Source organism: Leptospira semungkisensis (assembly GCF_004770055.1).
Classification (GTDB): Bacteria; Spirochaetota; Leptospiria; order Leptospirales; family Leptospiraceae; genus Leptospira_B; species Leptospira_B semungkisensis.
Map to the genome: position 1 here is coordinate 1,241,586 of NZ_RQEP01000005.1, position 13,666 is coordinate 1,255,251.

General features: G+C 43.4%; 16 protein-coding genes. 9 read left to right on the forward strand and 7 right to left on the reverse strand.

Translation table 11 applies throughout. The features are described 5' to 3' along the window. Window positions 1–16 precede the first annotated feature (16 nt). The 6 genes from EHO59_RS05885 to EHO59_RS05910 all read left to right on the forward strand — a co-directional run bounded on the left by EHO59_RS05885 (window position 17) and on the right by EHO59_RS05910 (window position 4,423). Window positions 17–1,930, forward strand: coding sequence for a B12-binding domain-containing radical SAM protein (locus EHO59_RS05885; protein ID WP_135585669.1), 1,914 nt, complete (start codon window positions 17–19; stop codon window positions 1,928–1,930). A gap of 5 nt (window positions 1,931–1,935) precedes the next feature. Further along, on the forward strand, window positions 1,936–2,151 hold the full coding sequence (locus EHO59_RS05890; RefSeq protein WP_135585671.1) for a putative signal transducing protein: 216 nt from the start codon (window positions 1,936–1,938) through the stop codon (window positions 2,149–2,151). Window position 2,152: 1 nt separating this feature from the next. Further along, entirely contained in the window at window positions 2,153–2,668 is a 516-nt protein-coding gene (locus tag EHO59_RS05895) for a methyltransferase family protein (RefSeq protein ID WP_135585673.1), read from the forward strand. 75 nt (window positions 2,669–2,743) lie between these two features. Further along, the gene (locus EHO59_RS05900) at window positions 2,744–3,331 is read left to right on the forward strand and encodes a hemerythrin domain-containing protein (RefSeq protein ID WP_135585675.1); all 588 of its coding nucleotides are present in this window, start codon (window positions 2,744–2,746) and stop codon (window positions 3,329–3,331) included. Window positions 3,332–3,393: 62 nt separating this feature from the next. Next, window positions 3,394–3,675 carry a helix-hairpin-helix domain-containing protein gene (locus EHO59_RS05905; protein WP_135585677.1) on the forward strand — a complete coding sequence of 94 codons (282 nt, stop codon included), beginning with the start codon at window positions 3,394–3,396 and terminating at the stop codon, window positions 3,673–3,675. A 25-nt stretch (window positions 3,676–3,700) separates the two neighbouring features. Further along, window positions 3,701–4,423 (forward strand): AraC family transcriptional regulator, encoded by a 723-nt coding sequence (locus EHO59_RS05910; protein ID WP_135585679.1) that lies wholly within the window; start codon window positions 3,701–3,703, stop codon window positions 4,421–4,423. A gap of 99 nt (window positions 4,424–4,522) precedes the next feature. Here the strand turns inward: EHO59_RS05910 and EHO59_RS05915 are convergent, their stop codons facing one another. The 3 genes from EHO59_RS05915 to galK all read right to left on the reverse strand — a co-directional run bounded on the left by EHO59_RS05915 (window position 4,523) and on the right by galK (window position 6,838). Continuing rightward, window positions 4,523–5,146: a uracil-DNA glycosylase family protein gene (locus EHO59_RS05915; RefSeq protein ID WP_135585681.1), complete on the reverse strand. Its 624-nt coding sequence runs from the start codon at window positions 5,144–5,146 to the stop codon at window positions 4,523–4,525. Between the two features lie 10 nt (window positions 5,147–5,156). Beyond that, window positions 5,157–5,576 (reverse strand): STAS domain-containing protein, encoded by a 420-nt coding sequence (locus EHO59_RS05920; protein WP_135585683.1) that lies wholly within the window; start codon window positions 5,574–5,576, stop codon window positions 5,157–5,159. Window positions 5,577–5,674: 98 nt separating this feature from the next. Then, window positions 5,675–6,838, reverse strand: coding sequence for a galactokinase (gene galK, locus EHO59_RS05925; RefSeq protein ID WP_135585685.1), 1,164 nt, complete (start codon window positions 6,836–6,838; stop codon window positions 5,675–5,677). Window positions 6,839–6,974: 136 nt separating this feature from the next. Here galK and EHO59_RS05930 point away from each other — a divergent pair, with 136 nt between their 5' ends. From EHO59_RS05930 to EHO59_RS05945, 3 genes are all read left to right on the forward strand, one after another. Further along, window positions 6,975–8,315: a glucose-6-phosphate isomerase gene (locus EHO59_RS05930; RefSeq protein WP_135585687.1), complete on the forward strand. Its 1,341-nt coding sequence runs from the start codon at window positions 6,975–6,977 to the stop codon at window positions 8,313–8,315. 743 nt (window positions 8,316–9,058) lie between these two features. Continuing rightward, a complete protein-coding gene (locus tag EHO59_RS05940; RefSeq protein WP_135585689.1) occupies window positions 9,059–9,958 on the forward strand; it encodes a hypothetical protein in 900 nt (299 codons plus the stop codon). Between the two features lie 35 nt (window positions 9,959–9,993). Beyond that, window positions 9,994–10,587 carry a GNAT family N-acetyltransferase gene (locus EHO59_RS05945; RefSeq protein WP_135585691.1) on the forward strand — a complete coding sequence of 198 codons (594 nt, stop codon included), beginning with the start codon at window positions 9,994–9,996 and terminating at the stop codon, window positions 10,585–10,587. A 13-nt stretch (window positions 10,588–10,600) separates the two neighbouring features. Here the strand turns inward: EHO59_RS05945 and EHO59_RS05950 are convergent, their stop codons facing one another. The 4 genes from EHO59_RS05950 to EHO59_RS05965 form a co-directional block, all read right to left on the reverse strand. Next, window positions 10,601–11,179, reverse strand: coding sequence for a ClpP family protease (locus tag EHO59_RS05950; RefSeq protein WP_135585693.1), 579 nt, complete (start codon window positions 11,177–11,179; stop codon window positions 10,601–10,603). Window positions 11,180–11,192: 13 nt separating this feature from the next. Continuing rightward, complete coding sequence (locus tag EHO59_RS05955; RefSeq protein ID WP_135585695.1) at window positions 11,193–11,759, reverse strand: RNA polymerase sigma factor; 567 nt, start codon at window positions 11,757–11,759, stop codon at window positions 11,193–11,195. Between the two features lie 166 nt (window positions 11,760–11,925). Beyond that, window positions 11,926–12,657 carry an NTP transferase domain-containing protein gene (locus tag EHO59_RS05960; RefSeq protein ID WP_135585697.1) on the reverse strand — a complete coding sequence of 244 codons (732 nt, stop codon included), beginning with the start codon at window positions 12,655–12,657 and terminating at the stop codon, window positions 11,926–11,928. Between the two features lies 1 nt (window position 12,658). Next, complete coding sequence (locus EHO59_RS05965; protein WP_135585699.1) at window positions 12,659–13,654, reverse strand: phosphotransferase; 996 nt, start codon at window positions 13,652–13,654, stop codon at window positions 12,659–12,661. Window positions 13,655–13,666: the final 12 nt, after the last annotated feature.

A 13,666-nucleotide genomic window follows, 5' to 3' on the forward strand; every position in this document is an offset into this window, starting at 1 on the left:
TGTAGATCTAGATCCTATGGCTAAGTTGAAACTCGTCCAACTTCCCGTTCCGCCTCCGACTGCGTTCGCGGCCACTGGCAATGTGCCATTGGCGGCGGGATGCTTGGCTGTTTCTGCTAGGATCAACGGTCTGGAAAAGAAGGGACTGGATCTAGAAGTTCTGGATCCGGCTATCACAGACAGAGAAGGGGATAGCCAGCTTGCGGATCGGATCGCAAAGGATGAGCCTGAGTTTGTCGGCTTCTCCTTATATCTCTGGAATACAGAAAGAAGTTTATATCTCGCAAGAGAAGTTAAACAACGTTCTCCTCATACAAAAATACTCATTGGAGGTCCGGAAGTAAATCCGGACAATCCGTTCGTTCTTTCCGAACAAGGCTATGACATCGCAGTCTCTGGAGAAGCGGAGCATACCTTTGCTGCCTTACTAGAAACCCTGCTCAAGAAAGAAGACCCAAGAAAACTGCCGAATCTTGCAGTTCGAGGTGCGGATGGAAAAATGGGTCCTTTCTCTCCGGAAGAAAACGCTTCTTTTCCACTTACGAGTTATCCTTCTCCTTATTTGGAAGGTTTCGTGCCTGTGGATCCTTCTCGTTCTACTTATTTGGAAACAGTGAGAGGGTGTAGATCCCAATGCACATATTGCTTTTATCCTAAGAGCAGCAATGTATTAAGAACTCTTGATATTCCTGAAACGATCCGTCTTCTCACCGACTTGAAGGAGAAGGGCGCAAAGGAACTGGTCTTCTTGGATCCTACCTTTAATCATAGGCCTGGCTTCGAGGATTTTCTGGATGCGATCATTCGAGTAAATAGCGATAGAACGATGACAATGTTCGGAGAATTGAGATCCGAAGGAATCACAGAAAAGATCGCCGATAAACTCGCGTTAGCTGGCTTCAATCGGATCGAATTAGGAATGCAATCCATCAATAAGGAAACCTTAAAGCGAGTAAAACGTTTCGGGAGTCCGGAAAAGGTAGCCGAGGCGGCGAGAATGCTTGCTGACAGAGGGATCGAACTTCTTCTGGATCTGATCATCGGATTGCCGGGAGACACTCCGGATGATGTGATGGAAGGGATCGAATTCTTTTATGGACATGGTCTGGGAGAATGGGTGCAGGTATTTCCTCTTTCCATATTGCCGGGAACAGCGATGAGAAAGGATGCAGAGACCGAAGGGTTGATCTATCTTCCTAAACCTCCATATAGAGTGATCCGTACTCCTAATTTTACCGCAGAAAGTTTGAGCTCCACTTTATTCCGTTCCGAAGACAGATTGGATAGAAGATTGGATGAAACTCCTCGCAGCCTTCTCTCGGATCCTGATCCGAATACCTTGGATGTATTTTCTTTTTCTCCGGGAAGATCCGAAAAATTCGGCTCAGAAGAATACAGTCTCGCCGGAGCTCGTCATGTGTCTATCTGGTGGAGAGGAGAAGTATTAGAAAATTCTAAACAAGATTTCTTTTCGAGGTTAAGGACTCGTTTTGCGAGAGATCCTTTTGCAGTAACCGACTTGGTCTTGTATCCAGGAACACCTTTTGATCCGGAGCTAGTCACAGAGATCATGGAGGAATTCGAAAAAGTCCCCGCATCTTATCTTTCTAGGACATTAGCTCATAGAGGAGAGAATATGATGCACAGGATCGTGCTTGTTCTTCCTATTGGTGTTTCTTTTCCATTGGAATGGATCGCCGAAATACGAGAGTATATTCCGGTTTTCCAAGAAATGGAATGGGAAGAAGCTTCCAAAAAAGCGGAAGAATTAGGAGGAGATTTTCCCGGAGCCAGGATTATTTCTAAAAATGAAAATCGTTCCGCTTGGAAACTCCTGTTAGAAAATGCGGATCCTGAATCGGTCACCTTTGCGGATAGGGATCTGGAAAAACGTTGGTGCTGGGAAGTGCTAGGTTATAGCGAGAAATAAATCCTTTGAAGAAGTTATTCGAAACCAACGATCCGATTGAAGCAGGACTTATGGAGTCCTTGTTGTCTTCGGAAGATATCGCTTACATAAAGAAAGGAGACGAAGCTAATGTATTGAGAGGAGTCTTGCCTCCCAATGATACATTGATCGCTTTTTATGTGGGAGAAGAGGATTATGAAGGAGCAGAGATCTTAATTCAAAGTTTAAGAATGGACCCTTGATATGGTAAGTCCTAAAAAACCGATCGCTAGTCTTGCTCATATCCGAGATATTCTGCTTCTACCGTTTACGGTTACAGTTATACTTCCGTATTTTGTATATCGCCCGTATCCGATATATCTCTCCAATGATCTACCAATCCGAGTTTTAGGTGCTCTTCTGATCGTACTCGGAATGATTCTATTATACAAAACCATCTCTCTCTTTCGCAAGCAAGGAGAAGGCACAATCGCTCCTTGGGAACCTACGCAAAGGTTGATCGTCATCGGTCCCTATCGCTATTGCAGGAATCCTATGATTAGCGGAGTTCTTTTCATTCTATTGGGAGAGACATTGATTTTACTTTCTCCTTATCTTTTTGCATTAGCAGCTGTTTTCATTTTGATCAACACGATCTATTTCATCTATATAGAAGAACCTGGATTGGTATTGAGATTCGGACAGGAATACACCCACTATAAACAGAATGTTCCTAGGTGGATCCCGAATTGGAAACCGTACCAAGGATTTTCCAAATAATATCGCCCTGACGATTTTATACAATTTTTCCGTTTCCTTTTCATTTACACTCATCTCAAACGTAAGAGGTGAACCATGCAAAAGAATCGCTGGAAAGTATATGATATCCCACATAGAGCCATTCGTTATGCTCTTTCTGAATTAGTACAAGAAACAGGAAGAACTGACTTCTCCAATCGTGAAGAAGTAGATACATTCTTTCTTCTATGTTCTGAAGTATTCCGTATTCTTGAGATCCATGCCAGGGATGAAGAAGCGGTAAGCCTGCGTCATTTGGAGACAAAGCTTCCGAATTCTTCTTTGAGAGATAAAGAAACACATTCTAGATTGGAAAAGAAAATTCAGGAGCTCTCTCTTCTTGCAGGAAATATCAAGACAAGCTCTCACTTAGGAGAAGGAAAAGAGATTTGGATGGGAGAAGAATTTTACGAAAATCTGATCGACTTTCAGGCTCAGTATTTTCTTCACATGAGAGAAGAAGAAACGGAAACACAGGCAAAGATCCACGAGCATTTTACGGACGAGGAACTACAGGCTCATCAAAAGGAGATTATGGCCTCTTTAGATAAGGAAGATATCTGTCTTTGGGCAAAATTCATTCTGCCAAATTTACCGGAGGAAAGAAGAAAGCAATTCGAGGGAATGCTCGCAGCTTTTGCTTGAAATTATAGATCTAAGAGCGGGATGGGCTTGCTTTTTCCCGCTTCTTTCGTATTCTAAAGCGCATGAGCTCGGACCAATCCTTAGTCTTGAAAGAATTCCAAACCTTGCCTGGAGTAGGTAAAAGTATCTCCCTCGATCTTTGGAATCTGGGGATCAGAAGCAAAGCGGAATTGTCCAAGTTGGATCCCGAAAAATTGTACGAGCAGATCTGCGAATACCAAGGAACAAAAGTGGACCGCTGTATGCTCTATGTGTTCCGATGCGCTGTTTATGTTTCAGGCACAAAAGATCCTGAGCCCGAAAAAATGAAATGGTGGTCTTGGAAGGACCCTCTTCGTTTTTAAGATCCGTTTATATTCAAAAAATATTATGAAAGCTTTCTGGGACACAAGGATCAATTCCGAGACCTACACAGTGGTCCCGGGAGAGAATTGTGTGATCGGGATCCAAGTCCGTGGTAGGATCCATCGGGTAGAAGGAGAAAGATCGGACCCGCTGAGGATCGCCGGAATTACAGGAATACTGACCGGGCCTAGAAAATTCCATTCCTTGCAGAATACCAAATCCTTACTTATCCAGATCTCTCCTTTACTTCTTTCTAGAAGGATTGCAGTTCCTATGAGCGAAATTCGGGATGCTAGCTTGTCTTTAGAAGACCTGTTTACCAAGTCCGAAGTTTCACGACTTATGGAAGCTTGTGAAGAAGCGAACGTATCCGATCTAGATGCCTCTTTTGTTTTCGAGAAATTCTGGAAACCTAAATCCTTGAGAGAAGATCAAGATTCATATTTGTCGGAAGCAATGCAAAGGATCAGAGCCAGCTTTGGTGAGATAGGAATTCGTTCTTTGGCAGAAGATCTTGGGGTCAGCCAAAGTACTTTAGAAAGAGGGTTCAAGTCCAGGATTGGAGTCAATCCGAAAGAATTTGCAAGTTTGGTTCGTTTCAGAAAGGCCTTAGAGCATTTAGGAAAGACGAGCAATCTCACAGAGCTTGCTTACGGATCAGGATATTATGATCAGGCTCACTTCATTCGAGAATTCAAAAAGAAAACCGGAGTGAATCCTAAAAAGTGGTCTTCTCTAAAGAGTTAGTTTAAGTAGGGTATCTTTCATTACAAAATCCGAATATCCTTTCTATTTTAGAAAGTATATGTGATTCGATCTCGTTCCCTTACGCAGCAAATTTCTTTCTTAATTTTTCTTATTTAATAATTCCCGTTTTACTGTGGGATGTTTTCGGATCAAATCCAAGGATTTTGCGATCAGAATTTTTCCTTCCGCAGTATGATTCCAAACGTTCAATCCGGAAGGATGGGGAAGAGGGATCCAATCCAATTCCACTCCGTAATATTCTTTTTTGAATTTCTTTCCGATTACTTCGTCTAGTTTATATTTCTTATTATCGATCAGTTGGTCTATGGCCAGTTTACCGATAGGAATCACTAACTCAGGCTTATTATAACTTACTTCGAATCTAAGATAACGGGAACAATTCTCCACTTCTGTTGCGTCCGGCTTTCGGTCCCCGCTTTTTGCCTTGCCCGGAAAGCATCTGCAAACCGCTGACATATTTACCTTGGAACGATAGAGCTCTTCTTCTATTCCGATGGATGCGAACCACTTGAACAAAGTCTTTCCAGCAGTATAAGCAAATGGTCTGCCGAATTTTTCTTCGTGAATGCCGGGAGCCTGGCCAATGCTCATGATCTTTGCGTCTGGAACACTTCCATGCACTGGATTGCCTTGCATATTCGGACAAAGCCTGCAATGAACTAGAGTATCTAGATGTTTTGTGAATTCTTTGCTGAATCTCATCCGAAACGGATCAAGGTGCTAAAAGTTTCCAGGCTTCTAAAGAAGTGGATCCGACTCGAATCAGGCTCTTGAGTTTGGTGAGTTCTAAGATCTTGTTTACTTGAGAAGAAGGAGAGAATACCGCGATCCCGCCCTTGCCACTCTTGACCAATCTAGAATGGGTCGCCATAAAAACTCCTAATCCGGAGGAGTCTATGTACTTAACATTCTCCATATTGACTAGTAAATAAATGAAGCCTCTATCTAATAAATGAAAGAATCTTTCTTTCATGATCTGCGCGGAGTATAAATTGATCTCTCCGGTGATCTTGACGACGACTGCGTCCTGAGGAAGTCCCGCTGGGATATTGTTCGGATCTAAAAAAACTCCTAGTTCAGGAGCATCATGATCGAATTCATTGCTATCCAAATTCCAGGGAGTTTCTGCCATAGTTTCAATGGATCCGTTCGGACCGAATGCGAAGACTATCGAATGTCTTCCGGTTTCTGCAAGGATTTTATCCGTTTTTTCTTTGTTTGTTGTATCTCTTAAGTGTCTTCTCGCACTCCTTCTGAAATACGAAAACGATAGATCTTCGCTTCCAAACCGAATGCGCTAAAATATTCTTTTTGTAACTCCGAGAATACTGATTCGGATCTGCCTTCCTTATCTAAAACGAGAATGCAACCTCCGAAACCACCGCCGATCATTCTGGCCCCTAACACATTTCTGGAATAAAGTTCCCTGACTATAAAGTCAGTTTCTGCGCAGGAGACTTCGAATTTTTCAGAAAGGGATTGGTGGCATAGATACAATTCCCGACCAAGTCCGATTGGATCCTTTGCTTCTAAGAAGCGGATAACGTTACGAACCCTGGATCTTTCCCCCAGGATATGTTCTGCCCTTTTTCTCTCGATTTCGGTTAATCCGACCGAGTTCAGCTTTTCAGAATCCGCATCGCTTAAGTTTTGCAATTCCGGAGAGATCTTTTTGAATTTCTCCGTGGCGGACTCTACTTCTCTTCTTCTATCATTGTATTCGCTTTCTTTAAGATTATGTTTAACCTTAGAATCGATGAGATAGAATTCGAAGCCGGGAAGATCCAAAGAATGATACGAATACGCAAGACTTGCGGTATCTAAAGAAATACAGGAAGAATGCTTCGCAGTCGCGATCACGAATTGGTCCATGATCCCGCAATTCACTCCTACGAAATGATTCTCCGCAGATTGAGATAAAAGAGCGATCTCTTCTCTCGAAAGATCCCAGGAGAAAATTTGAGAAAGCGCATACGCAGTTCCCACTTCTACCGCCGCAGAAGAAGAAAGTCCCGCTCCTTGGGGAATATTGCCCGTAAACGCTAGATCGAACCCATCTACGGTGAGGCCTTTTTTGCGAGCCTCTGAGACGACTCCTAAAATATAGTTGGCCCAGGTTTCCTTTTCGGAATATTCCAAAGAGTTGGTATTCAACTCGGATTGAAAGTCTTGCGAATAGATTCTAAAGTAATCTCTTCCATTCTTGCGTGCTGCCAAATGAACCCTGAAGTCTATCGCAGCCGGAAAGACAGTGCCTCCTGCATAGTCTACATGTTCACCAATGATATTGATCCTTCCCGGAGCGGAAAAAAATCGAAGAGAGGATTGATCCGGAAGATCCTGAAATGTTCGGCTTAAACTTTGTGCAAGGATCTCTTTTACGGACAGAGTCATTCTGGAAAATAAAAACTTTCGATCCAAACTTACAAGGGATTTTGGGAAAATGTAACTTTTGAAAAGCAGCGTTTTTCCTTGCTATTCCGGCTAATCTCCGTAATCTGTCGCGGATGTCCGGGTTTGGAGAATGCCGATGGCCTTTGCTTTAGAATTAAAGGATCGCTTTGCTTCGGAGTATGTGGATCCGAAACAGAAAGAGGCGATCGGAAAAGAATCCGGCCTTGCCTTACAAAAACTTTTGAACGGGACCTCACCAGGCTCTGAATTTTTGGGATGGGTCCGTCTTCCCCAAAACAAAAACCAAGCCGAACTTCAAAAGATACAGTCCGTAGCTTCTAAGATCAGAGCTCAATCCGAAACAGTCGTGGTCGTAGGGATCGGTGGATCTTATCTAGGCGCCAGAGCAGTCATCGATTCTTCGAAATCTTATTTTTCTTCTCCTAAGATCGGTTCTCCGGAGATCATTTATGCAGGACATCAATTAGATGCCCGTTATCATTCCGAACTTCTTAAGTATTTAGAGGGAAGAGAATTCTCCGTCAACGTAGTCTCTAAATCAGGAACAACAACCGAGCCTGCATTGGCATTGCGTTTACTCTGGGATCTTGCCAAGAAGAAATATGGCAATGCTGCGAAGGAAAGGATCGTAGCGACAACTGACGGATCCAAAGGTGCTCTCTTGCAAATGTCCAAAGAGCTGGGATTCGAAACATTCACGATACCGGATAACGTGGGCGGAAGATACTCTGTCCTTACTCCGGTGGGATTATTTCCGATTGCCGCAGCAGGAGTGGATATCTTTTCTTTTTGGGAAGGATTCCAAGAAGCAGCGGATGCATTATTGAGCGACACTTCTCCGGAAACGAATCTTGCCTGTCTGTATGCGACTTATCGAAATTGTTTTTATCGTTCCGGCAAGAAGCTGGAAGTCATGGCAAGTTATACTCCTTCACTTCATACTCTTGCAGAATGGTGGAAGCAGCTTTTCGGAGAGAGCGAGGGCAAGCAAGGACTCGGGATCTTTCCCGCCTCGGTTGACCTGACTACGGATTTGCATTCTATGGGTCAGTATTTGCAAGAAGGGGAGAGGAATATTTTCGAAACCGTTCTTTATCCTAAGCAAAGCAAAGAAGAGATTCGAATTCCAAAGGATCCCGATGACTTGGATGGTCTTAATTTCTTGGCGGGGAAGACGATGAGCGAGGTGAACGAGCAGGCATTGCTTGGCACTTTAGTGGCACATTCCGAAGGAAAGGTTCCCTGTCTCGAAATACTATTCTCGGACAATGGGCCGAAAAGCCTGGGACAGCTCATGTATTTCTTCGAGTTGGCCTGCGGGATCTCGGGAAACGTATTGGGGGTAAATCCTTTCGATCAGCCTGGGGTAGAGGCCTACAAAAAAAATATGTTCGCATTGCTGGGAAAACCCGGTTTCGAGAATTTACGGGAAACCTTAAAAAAGAAAGGGGTCTAAGCTTATAAGTTTGGAATTTCTGAAATCGTTGGATGGAATTTTTTTCCACAATTCCTTCGAAAGGAGTTCCTAAAAGCTTGACAGACCTTTGTTCGGGATTCGGATTAGAAGTTAGTATGGCTCAAAGAGGAAAAAAACTGAGGATCGTTTCGGCTTCCTTAGCATTATTTACTCTTATCTTTTTCCTACATTCCGGGCCATCCTCCAGCCCTTATCCCGGGAAGAAGCCTTTAACTACGCAAAGTATCGTAGGGCTAGAGACCGATGTCGAAAAGCTAAGCAGCCTAGCAGCAGAGGATTCCGAAGTATCGGAACTATTCCTCGGGTTAGCTTATTCTTCGAGAATACATAAACCAGGTCTCTCTGAATTAAATCCTTCCCGTCAGGATAGGTTTCAATTCCAACACACAAAACTATTATCTCAACATCTGTTGAATATACCCCCTCCATCTCTAGTCTAATCGAGTCTTAGGGCCCTTGGTCCGTAAACTCCGAACCTCAGTATGCGTACTCTTACGTTTGCTCCGGCTTTGGAAAAAAGAGAAATATAAACAAAACAGAACTTAGGAGACTTTTCGTTATTTTTTTCCCATCCAATATAGCACCAATTTAACCGGTCCGTGTCTTCGGGCCCTCCGCTTGAAAATGCGGGCCGGTTTTTTTTTCGATTCCATTCAGGTAAAAAAAAGGCGACAGAGGTTATAATGATCCCGATATTTTGTGGGATTTAGGACTCCTAGCGAATGGAATTGGAACAAGGCAAAATGGATCGTCTTTCGCGAGGGATTGAACTCGGAAAGAAGATCGTTCTTCACGGTGTTGTTCTCTCCGAATTCTATAAATCCAATCTAGAGAATTATCTCCGCTTCTGCTTAGAATTCTATAAGAAGACGGACATTCTTCCTCCCGGGCTTTGCCTCCTATATTCCCTCTTGGAAAGAACTTATAGAGAAAATTGTAGGAACTCCTACTATAAGGAGAAAGGCTGGGATCCTTCCGACCCGGAATCCTTGACGGAGAGAGAGGCCGAATTCGAAAAGGATTGGGATTTCTCGGATCCTCTCGGTCTCAAACCTAAACTCAAGCAAGAAGGTTTCTTTCTTAGGACCACAATACTCCACGGTCCGAGCGGGATCACTGTCGAGCTTGCAAATAAAGCAGTCATTACTTCCGAATCGGAAGAAGAGCTAACCGAGTATTTGTCCCGAGCAAAATCATACAGCAATCTATCCGAATATTACGAGGATTATCCTTTTGATGAGGAAGGGCGTGAGATCGATATCGCTCTTTCCTTTTTGCAATTCCAAGAGATAGGTCTGAATCCGAATCTTCTCCGCTTCGATACTATGGAAGGGGAGCATGTATTCAGAGTGGAGATCCCATTTGATTCAGGACATCAATCCTTAAGAGAGAAGATAGAGAATGGCGAGGATCTGAGGCCTTTTCGTTTTCATTCCGACAAAGAGAAGGAAGGAGAAACCATCGAACCTTGGAAGCTTTCCGTTTGCACTATCTGCGGAAGAACTGTGGATGATCGGATTTTCTTCAGAACCTTGCCAGAGGATGTGATTGATAGAGCTAAGGAAATCCCTTCTACTCAAGATGTATGTGCCTGGTGTCTCTCAGGTTATCTTTGGTCTTGACCCTGTAGTTTTAAATACATAAAGGAAATATTATATTGGATCCGAATTATCCTCCAAAGCCAGTTACACTTTCTGGAAATCTTGTGGAGTTAGTTCCTTTGCAATTGGCGCATACGGAAGCTCTTTCGGAAGCGGTCAAAGATGGCGAGCTCTGGAAGCTTTGGTTCACAAATATTGCTCCGCCGGAAGAAATGCAATCTTGGATACAGAAGGCCTTGGATGAACAAAAGGTGCATTCTTCTGTTCCGTTTGCAGTGATCCGAAAATCGGACGGCAAGGTCTTGGGCTCTACTCGTTTTATGAATATTGAAAAGGAAGCGAGAAGGCTTGAGATAGGAGCGACCTGGTACTGTAAAAGTGTTCAGAAGACTCTTATCAACACAGAGTGTAAATTATTACTATTGCAGCATGCTTTCGAAGTAGTGGATTGCATTGCGGTAGAGTTTAGGACCCATTTCTTTAATTCTCAATCCCGCAAAGCCATCGAAAGACTAGGCGCCAAATTGGATGGCATCTTGAGAAATCATAGGATCAGCAAGAACGGAACTCTGAGAGATACTGCGGTGTACAGCATTATCCAATCAGAATGGCCTACGGTTAAATCGAATTTACAATTTAAACTCGGATGAAACTGATTCGGATCTAACCCCAGTTCTCTGCGACGAAATCGATCACTCCGTATTCTTTTGCCTCGTACGGGTTTAACCAAAGATCTCGATCCGTATCTCTTTCTACGATTTCAAGAGGCTGACCAGTTCTTACGGAGACGATTCGATTGATCTCTTTCTTATCTCTTTCGATCATAGATGCAAAGATGCCGATATCGGTCGCCTGTGCCTCGAATCTTCCCGGGACATGAGGTTGGTGGAGCATGATCCTACTATGAGGAAATGCGGATCGTTTTCCTTTTGTGCCTGATAAAAGAAGAAGCGCACCGAAACTCGCTGCGAGTCCCATGCAGACGGTCTTTACGTCATTCGGAATCAGATCCATCGTGTCTAAGATCGCCATTCCTGCGGTATTCGCTCCTCCAGGACTATTAATCACTAGAGTAATGTCTTTTTCTGGGTCCATATTAGAAAGATATAATAGACGTTCTACCACGTATTTGGAAGAGCTATCATCCACCTGTCCCCAGAGAAAAACCTTTCTTTCTTTTAGATGATTGTCTTCCAGACGCAAGCCGGGCAATTGAGCAATTTCCGCTACTGTATCTTCCATTCGAGTCTCCATTTTAGGATGCCATTGCCATAGGCCCATGGAGGACCTCGAGCCATTCTTTCCGATCGGACTTGTTCAATAATTGTCTACGAAGTAGCTCTCTGCTTCTTCTCAAACGATTCTTTAGATTGCCGATGGGAATGCCTGTCTTCTCGGTGATTTGCTCGTAGCTCATTCCGTCGAAATATCTCAGATCCAATAATTCTTTTTCTTCCGAAGGTAATTCGTCTAACGCGTCGAGGACTTCTTTTCTCCAACTGTCACCGGAATGCGGCGCGGCCTTAGTGATCTCCGGATTGAGTTCTGTTCCGAGTAGATCTTTCTTTCTTAGGATCCGATCGGAGTGCTTGAGCACCAATCTTCTCAAGAGAAAGGGAAATGCTTCGGGTTGCCTAAGAGAAGGCAGGACCTTCCATGCTTCTAAGAAGACTTCCTGACTTAAGTCTTCTGCCTTGGACTGGTCTCTGATCCGTCTCGCAGCTTGGCTGCTGACGTATTTCTCGAAACGGGTCATCAGTTCGTTGAAGGCAGGTTCTTCTCCCTTAGAGGCTTCCGTGACTAGTACTTTAAAATCGCGCATATCTGTTAGAGGGTCCCAGTTTCTATTTTGGAGTGTACGAATCGAAACTATTTTTCCGCTCGAGGGATGTCTTAGAACTTCGGTCTAGCTCAAAAGTAGAAAGATTTTGAGGAAAGAAATCGGACTTAAAAAGAAGAAATAAAAGATCTGTGGATCTGAATGCCCTTTAGCTCTCTTTATCCCGTGAAAAATCCAACCAAGAAGCCGAAAGCCTGTCCGAAAAATCCCTGTCCTTATTTGCTTCGTAGAATTCCTTTTCTCCGAGATCTAAGAAGGTTCCTGGAAAGATTTTGCCTCCCAATCGATTCTGTTTGGAAAGTTTTCGGAATAGGTCTGCGAGATCGTAGGATCGATTCGGTTCGAGCTCGGCAAGAGATTCTGCCTTCATCCAAGAAAGACCTAAATAGAAATAGCCTCCCGGTTCGAAATAGACTCTTTCGTTTGCTAGGCTGAGGCCCGTATAGCCGGCACCTTTCGGAACTTCTCCTAGGTACAAGATACAATCGAAATTCTTCTTTTCTTCTTCGTTTGGCCAAGGAGAGAAGGAAGGCTCCGGAAAGAGAATGAAGTCAGGATTTAAAACTAAGAATTCATCTTTTAGGCTCCAGTATCTTTCGATGCCGGTGCGTATTCCCCCTCCTGTTCCGAGGATCTCCGGTTTTTCAGGAGAGAATTGAAGTTTGAATTCGGAAAAATTCCCAAGAGTCTTCTCTATCTTTTCTCCCAAATAATGTGTATTTGCGATCCCTTCTTGCACTCCCCAAGTCTTGGCATGAAATAAGGAATAGTATATTAGAGGAATATTATGTATTTTTAAAAGAGGTTTTGGGAGAGATGCAGTCCATTCTCCCATTCTTTTTCCAAAACCGGCACAAGGAAAGAAGGCCTTTCTTGTCATTCTATCCTTCTAATTTTTCCAAGAAGAGAGAGCTTGAGAGTAATTCTTGTTTTAAGAGATGAAAGAATAAGAAGAGTTGGTCCGGAAATAGACCGACTTGCACGATCTCTAGCAGATTATCCAGGCACTGCAATACGCTTTTTCTGTATTTGTCCTGCTTCTTGTCCGCGACCAACATGAAATATGAGCCCAATGCTTTGTAGGACCTCTGCAAGGCTTGCAGATAATAGCATTCTTTCGGTCTATGAAAACGACCTTGGTTCTCTTTTAGGAATAATAATAATAGTCCTTGTCTCATCGCAAAAGGAATAGGCCTGTATGCATCATAGAGGAGGCTTGCCAGGTCATAGAACGGAGTCCCCATTCTTGCATCCTGGAAATCGATCAGCGTCAATTCTCCTTCTGGAGAAAGCATTATGTTTCTGGAATGAAAGTCTCTATGACAAAATACTTTTTCTTTGTATTCTGCGAGAAAGCCGGAGGCTTCTTCTAAGAAGAAGATAACTTCGGGTCTGAGCTTAGTCTTGGTGCGGAATAGTTCCGAAAACCTTTGGTAAGCAGAGAGTGTGAATTGGTTCTCGTAGTTTAACTTTTCGTAATCGAATTCTCTTGCAGAAACAGGAGGGTCCGCATGTACCTTTTGTAGAGAGATGAGTATATGAATGCATTTAACAAGATAATCCCTGTATTCGGAATCGTCTTGTATTGTGCTTAGATCCTTGTCTCCTTCGTCGGAGAGTAAAATAAGTTTATTGAGTATATCTGTCTTATGGACCTTAGGAACCTTGAAGCCATAATGCTCCAAGAAATTTCCTACTTCTACGAAGTCATGTTGAAAGACTTGGTCCTTGCATAGGATTTCTGTTGGTTTGTCCAAGAAATGGATTCGATAGTATCTTCGAGCGGAGGCTTCCGGATTTAAGAGTTCTATTTTGTCGGGGAAGCTTCCTCCCTCCGCTAAGAAGAGAAGGTCTGCTTCTCCCAATACGTTATTCATAGCCACTTATGG

Bases quoted from the DNA above. Each gene is read 5' to 3' on its own strand.
- EHO59_RS05885 (WP_135585669.1), top strand. From the start codon at position 17: ATGGCTAAGTTGAAACTCGTCCAACTTCCCGTTCCGCCTCCGACTGCG.
- EHO59_RS05895 (WP_135585673.1), top strand. From the start codon at position 2,153: ATGGTAAGTCCTAAAAAACCGATCGCTAGTCTTGCTCATATCCGAGAT.
- EHO59_RS05900 (WP_135585675.1), top strand. From the start codon at position 2,744: ATGCAAAAGAATCGCTGGAAAGTATATGATATCCCACATAGAGCCATT.
- EHO59_RS05905 (WP_135585677.1), top strand. From the start codon at position 3,394: ATGAGCTCGGACCAATCCTTAGTCTTGAAAGAATTCCAAACCTTGCCT.
- EHO59_RS05910 (WP_135585679.1), top strand. From the start codon at position 3,701: ATGAAAGCTTTCTGGGACACAAGGATCAATTCCGAGACCTACACAGTG.
- EHO59_RS05915 (WP_135585681.1), bottom strand. From the start codon at position 5,146: ATGAGATTCAGCAAAGAATTCACAAAACATCTAGATACTCTAGTTCAT.
- EHO59_RS05920 (WP_135585683.1), bottom strand. From the start codon at position 5,576: ATGGCAGAAACTCCCTGGAATTTGGATAGCAATGAATTCGATCATGAT.
- galK (WP_135585685.1), bottom strand. From the start codon at position 6,838: ATGACTCTGTCCGTAAAAGAGATCCTTGCACAAAGTTTAAGCCGAACA.
- EHO59_RS05930 (WP_135585687.1), top strand. From the start codon at position 6,975: ATGGCCTTTGCTTTAGAATTAAAGGATCGCTTTGCTTCGGAGTATGTG.
- EHO59_RS05940 (WP_135585689.1), top strand. From the start codon at position 9,059: ATGGAATTGGAACAAGGCAAAATGGATCGTCTTTCGCGAGGGATTGAA.
- EHO59_RS05950 (WP_135585693.1), bottom strand. From the start codon at position 11,179: ATGGAAGATACAGTAGCGGAAATTGCTCAATTGCCCGGCTTGCGTCTG.
- EHO59_RS05955 (WP_135585695.1), bottom strand. From the start codon at position 11,759: ATGCGCGATTTTAAAGTACTAGTCACGGAAGCCTCTAAGGGAGAAGAA.
- EHO59_RS05960 (WP_135585697.1), bottom strand. From the start codon at position 12,657: ATGACAAGAAAGGCCTTCTTTCCTTGTGCCGGTTTTGGAAAAAGAATG.
- EHO59_RS05965 (WP_135585699.1), bottom strand. From the start codon at position 13,654: ATGAATAACGTATTGGGAGAAGCAGACCTTCTCTTCTTAGCGGAGGGA.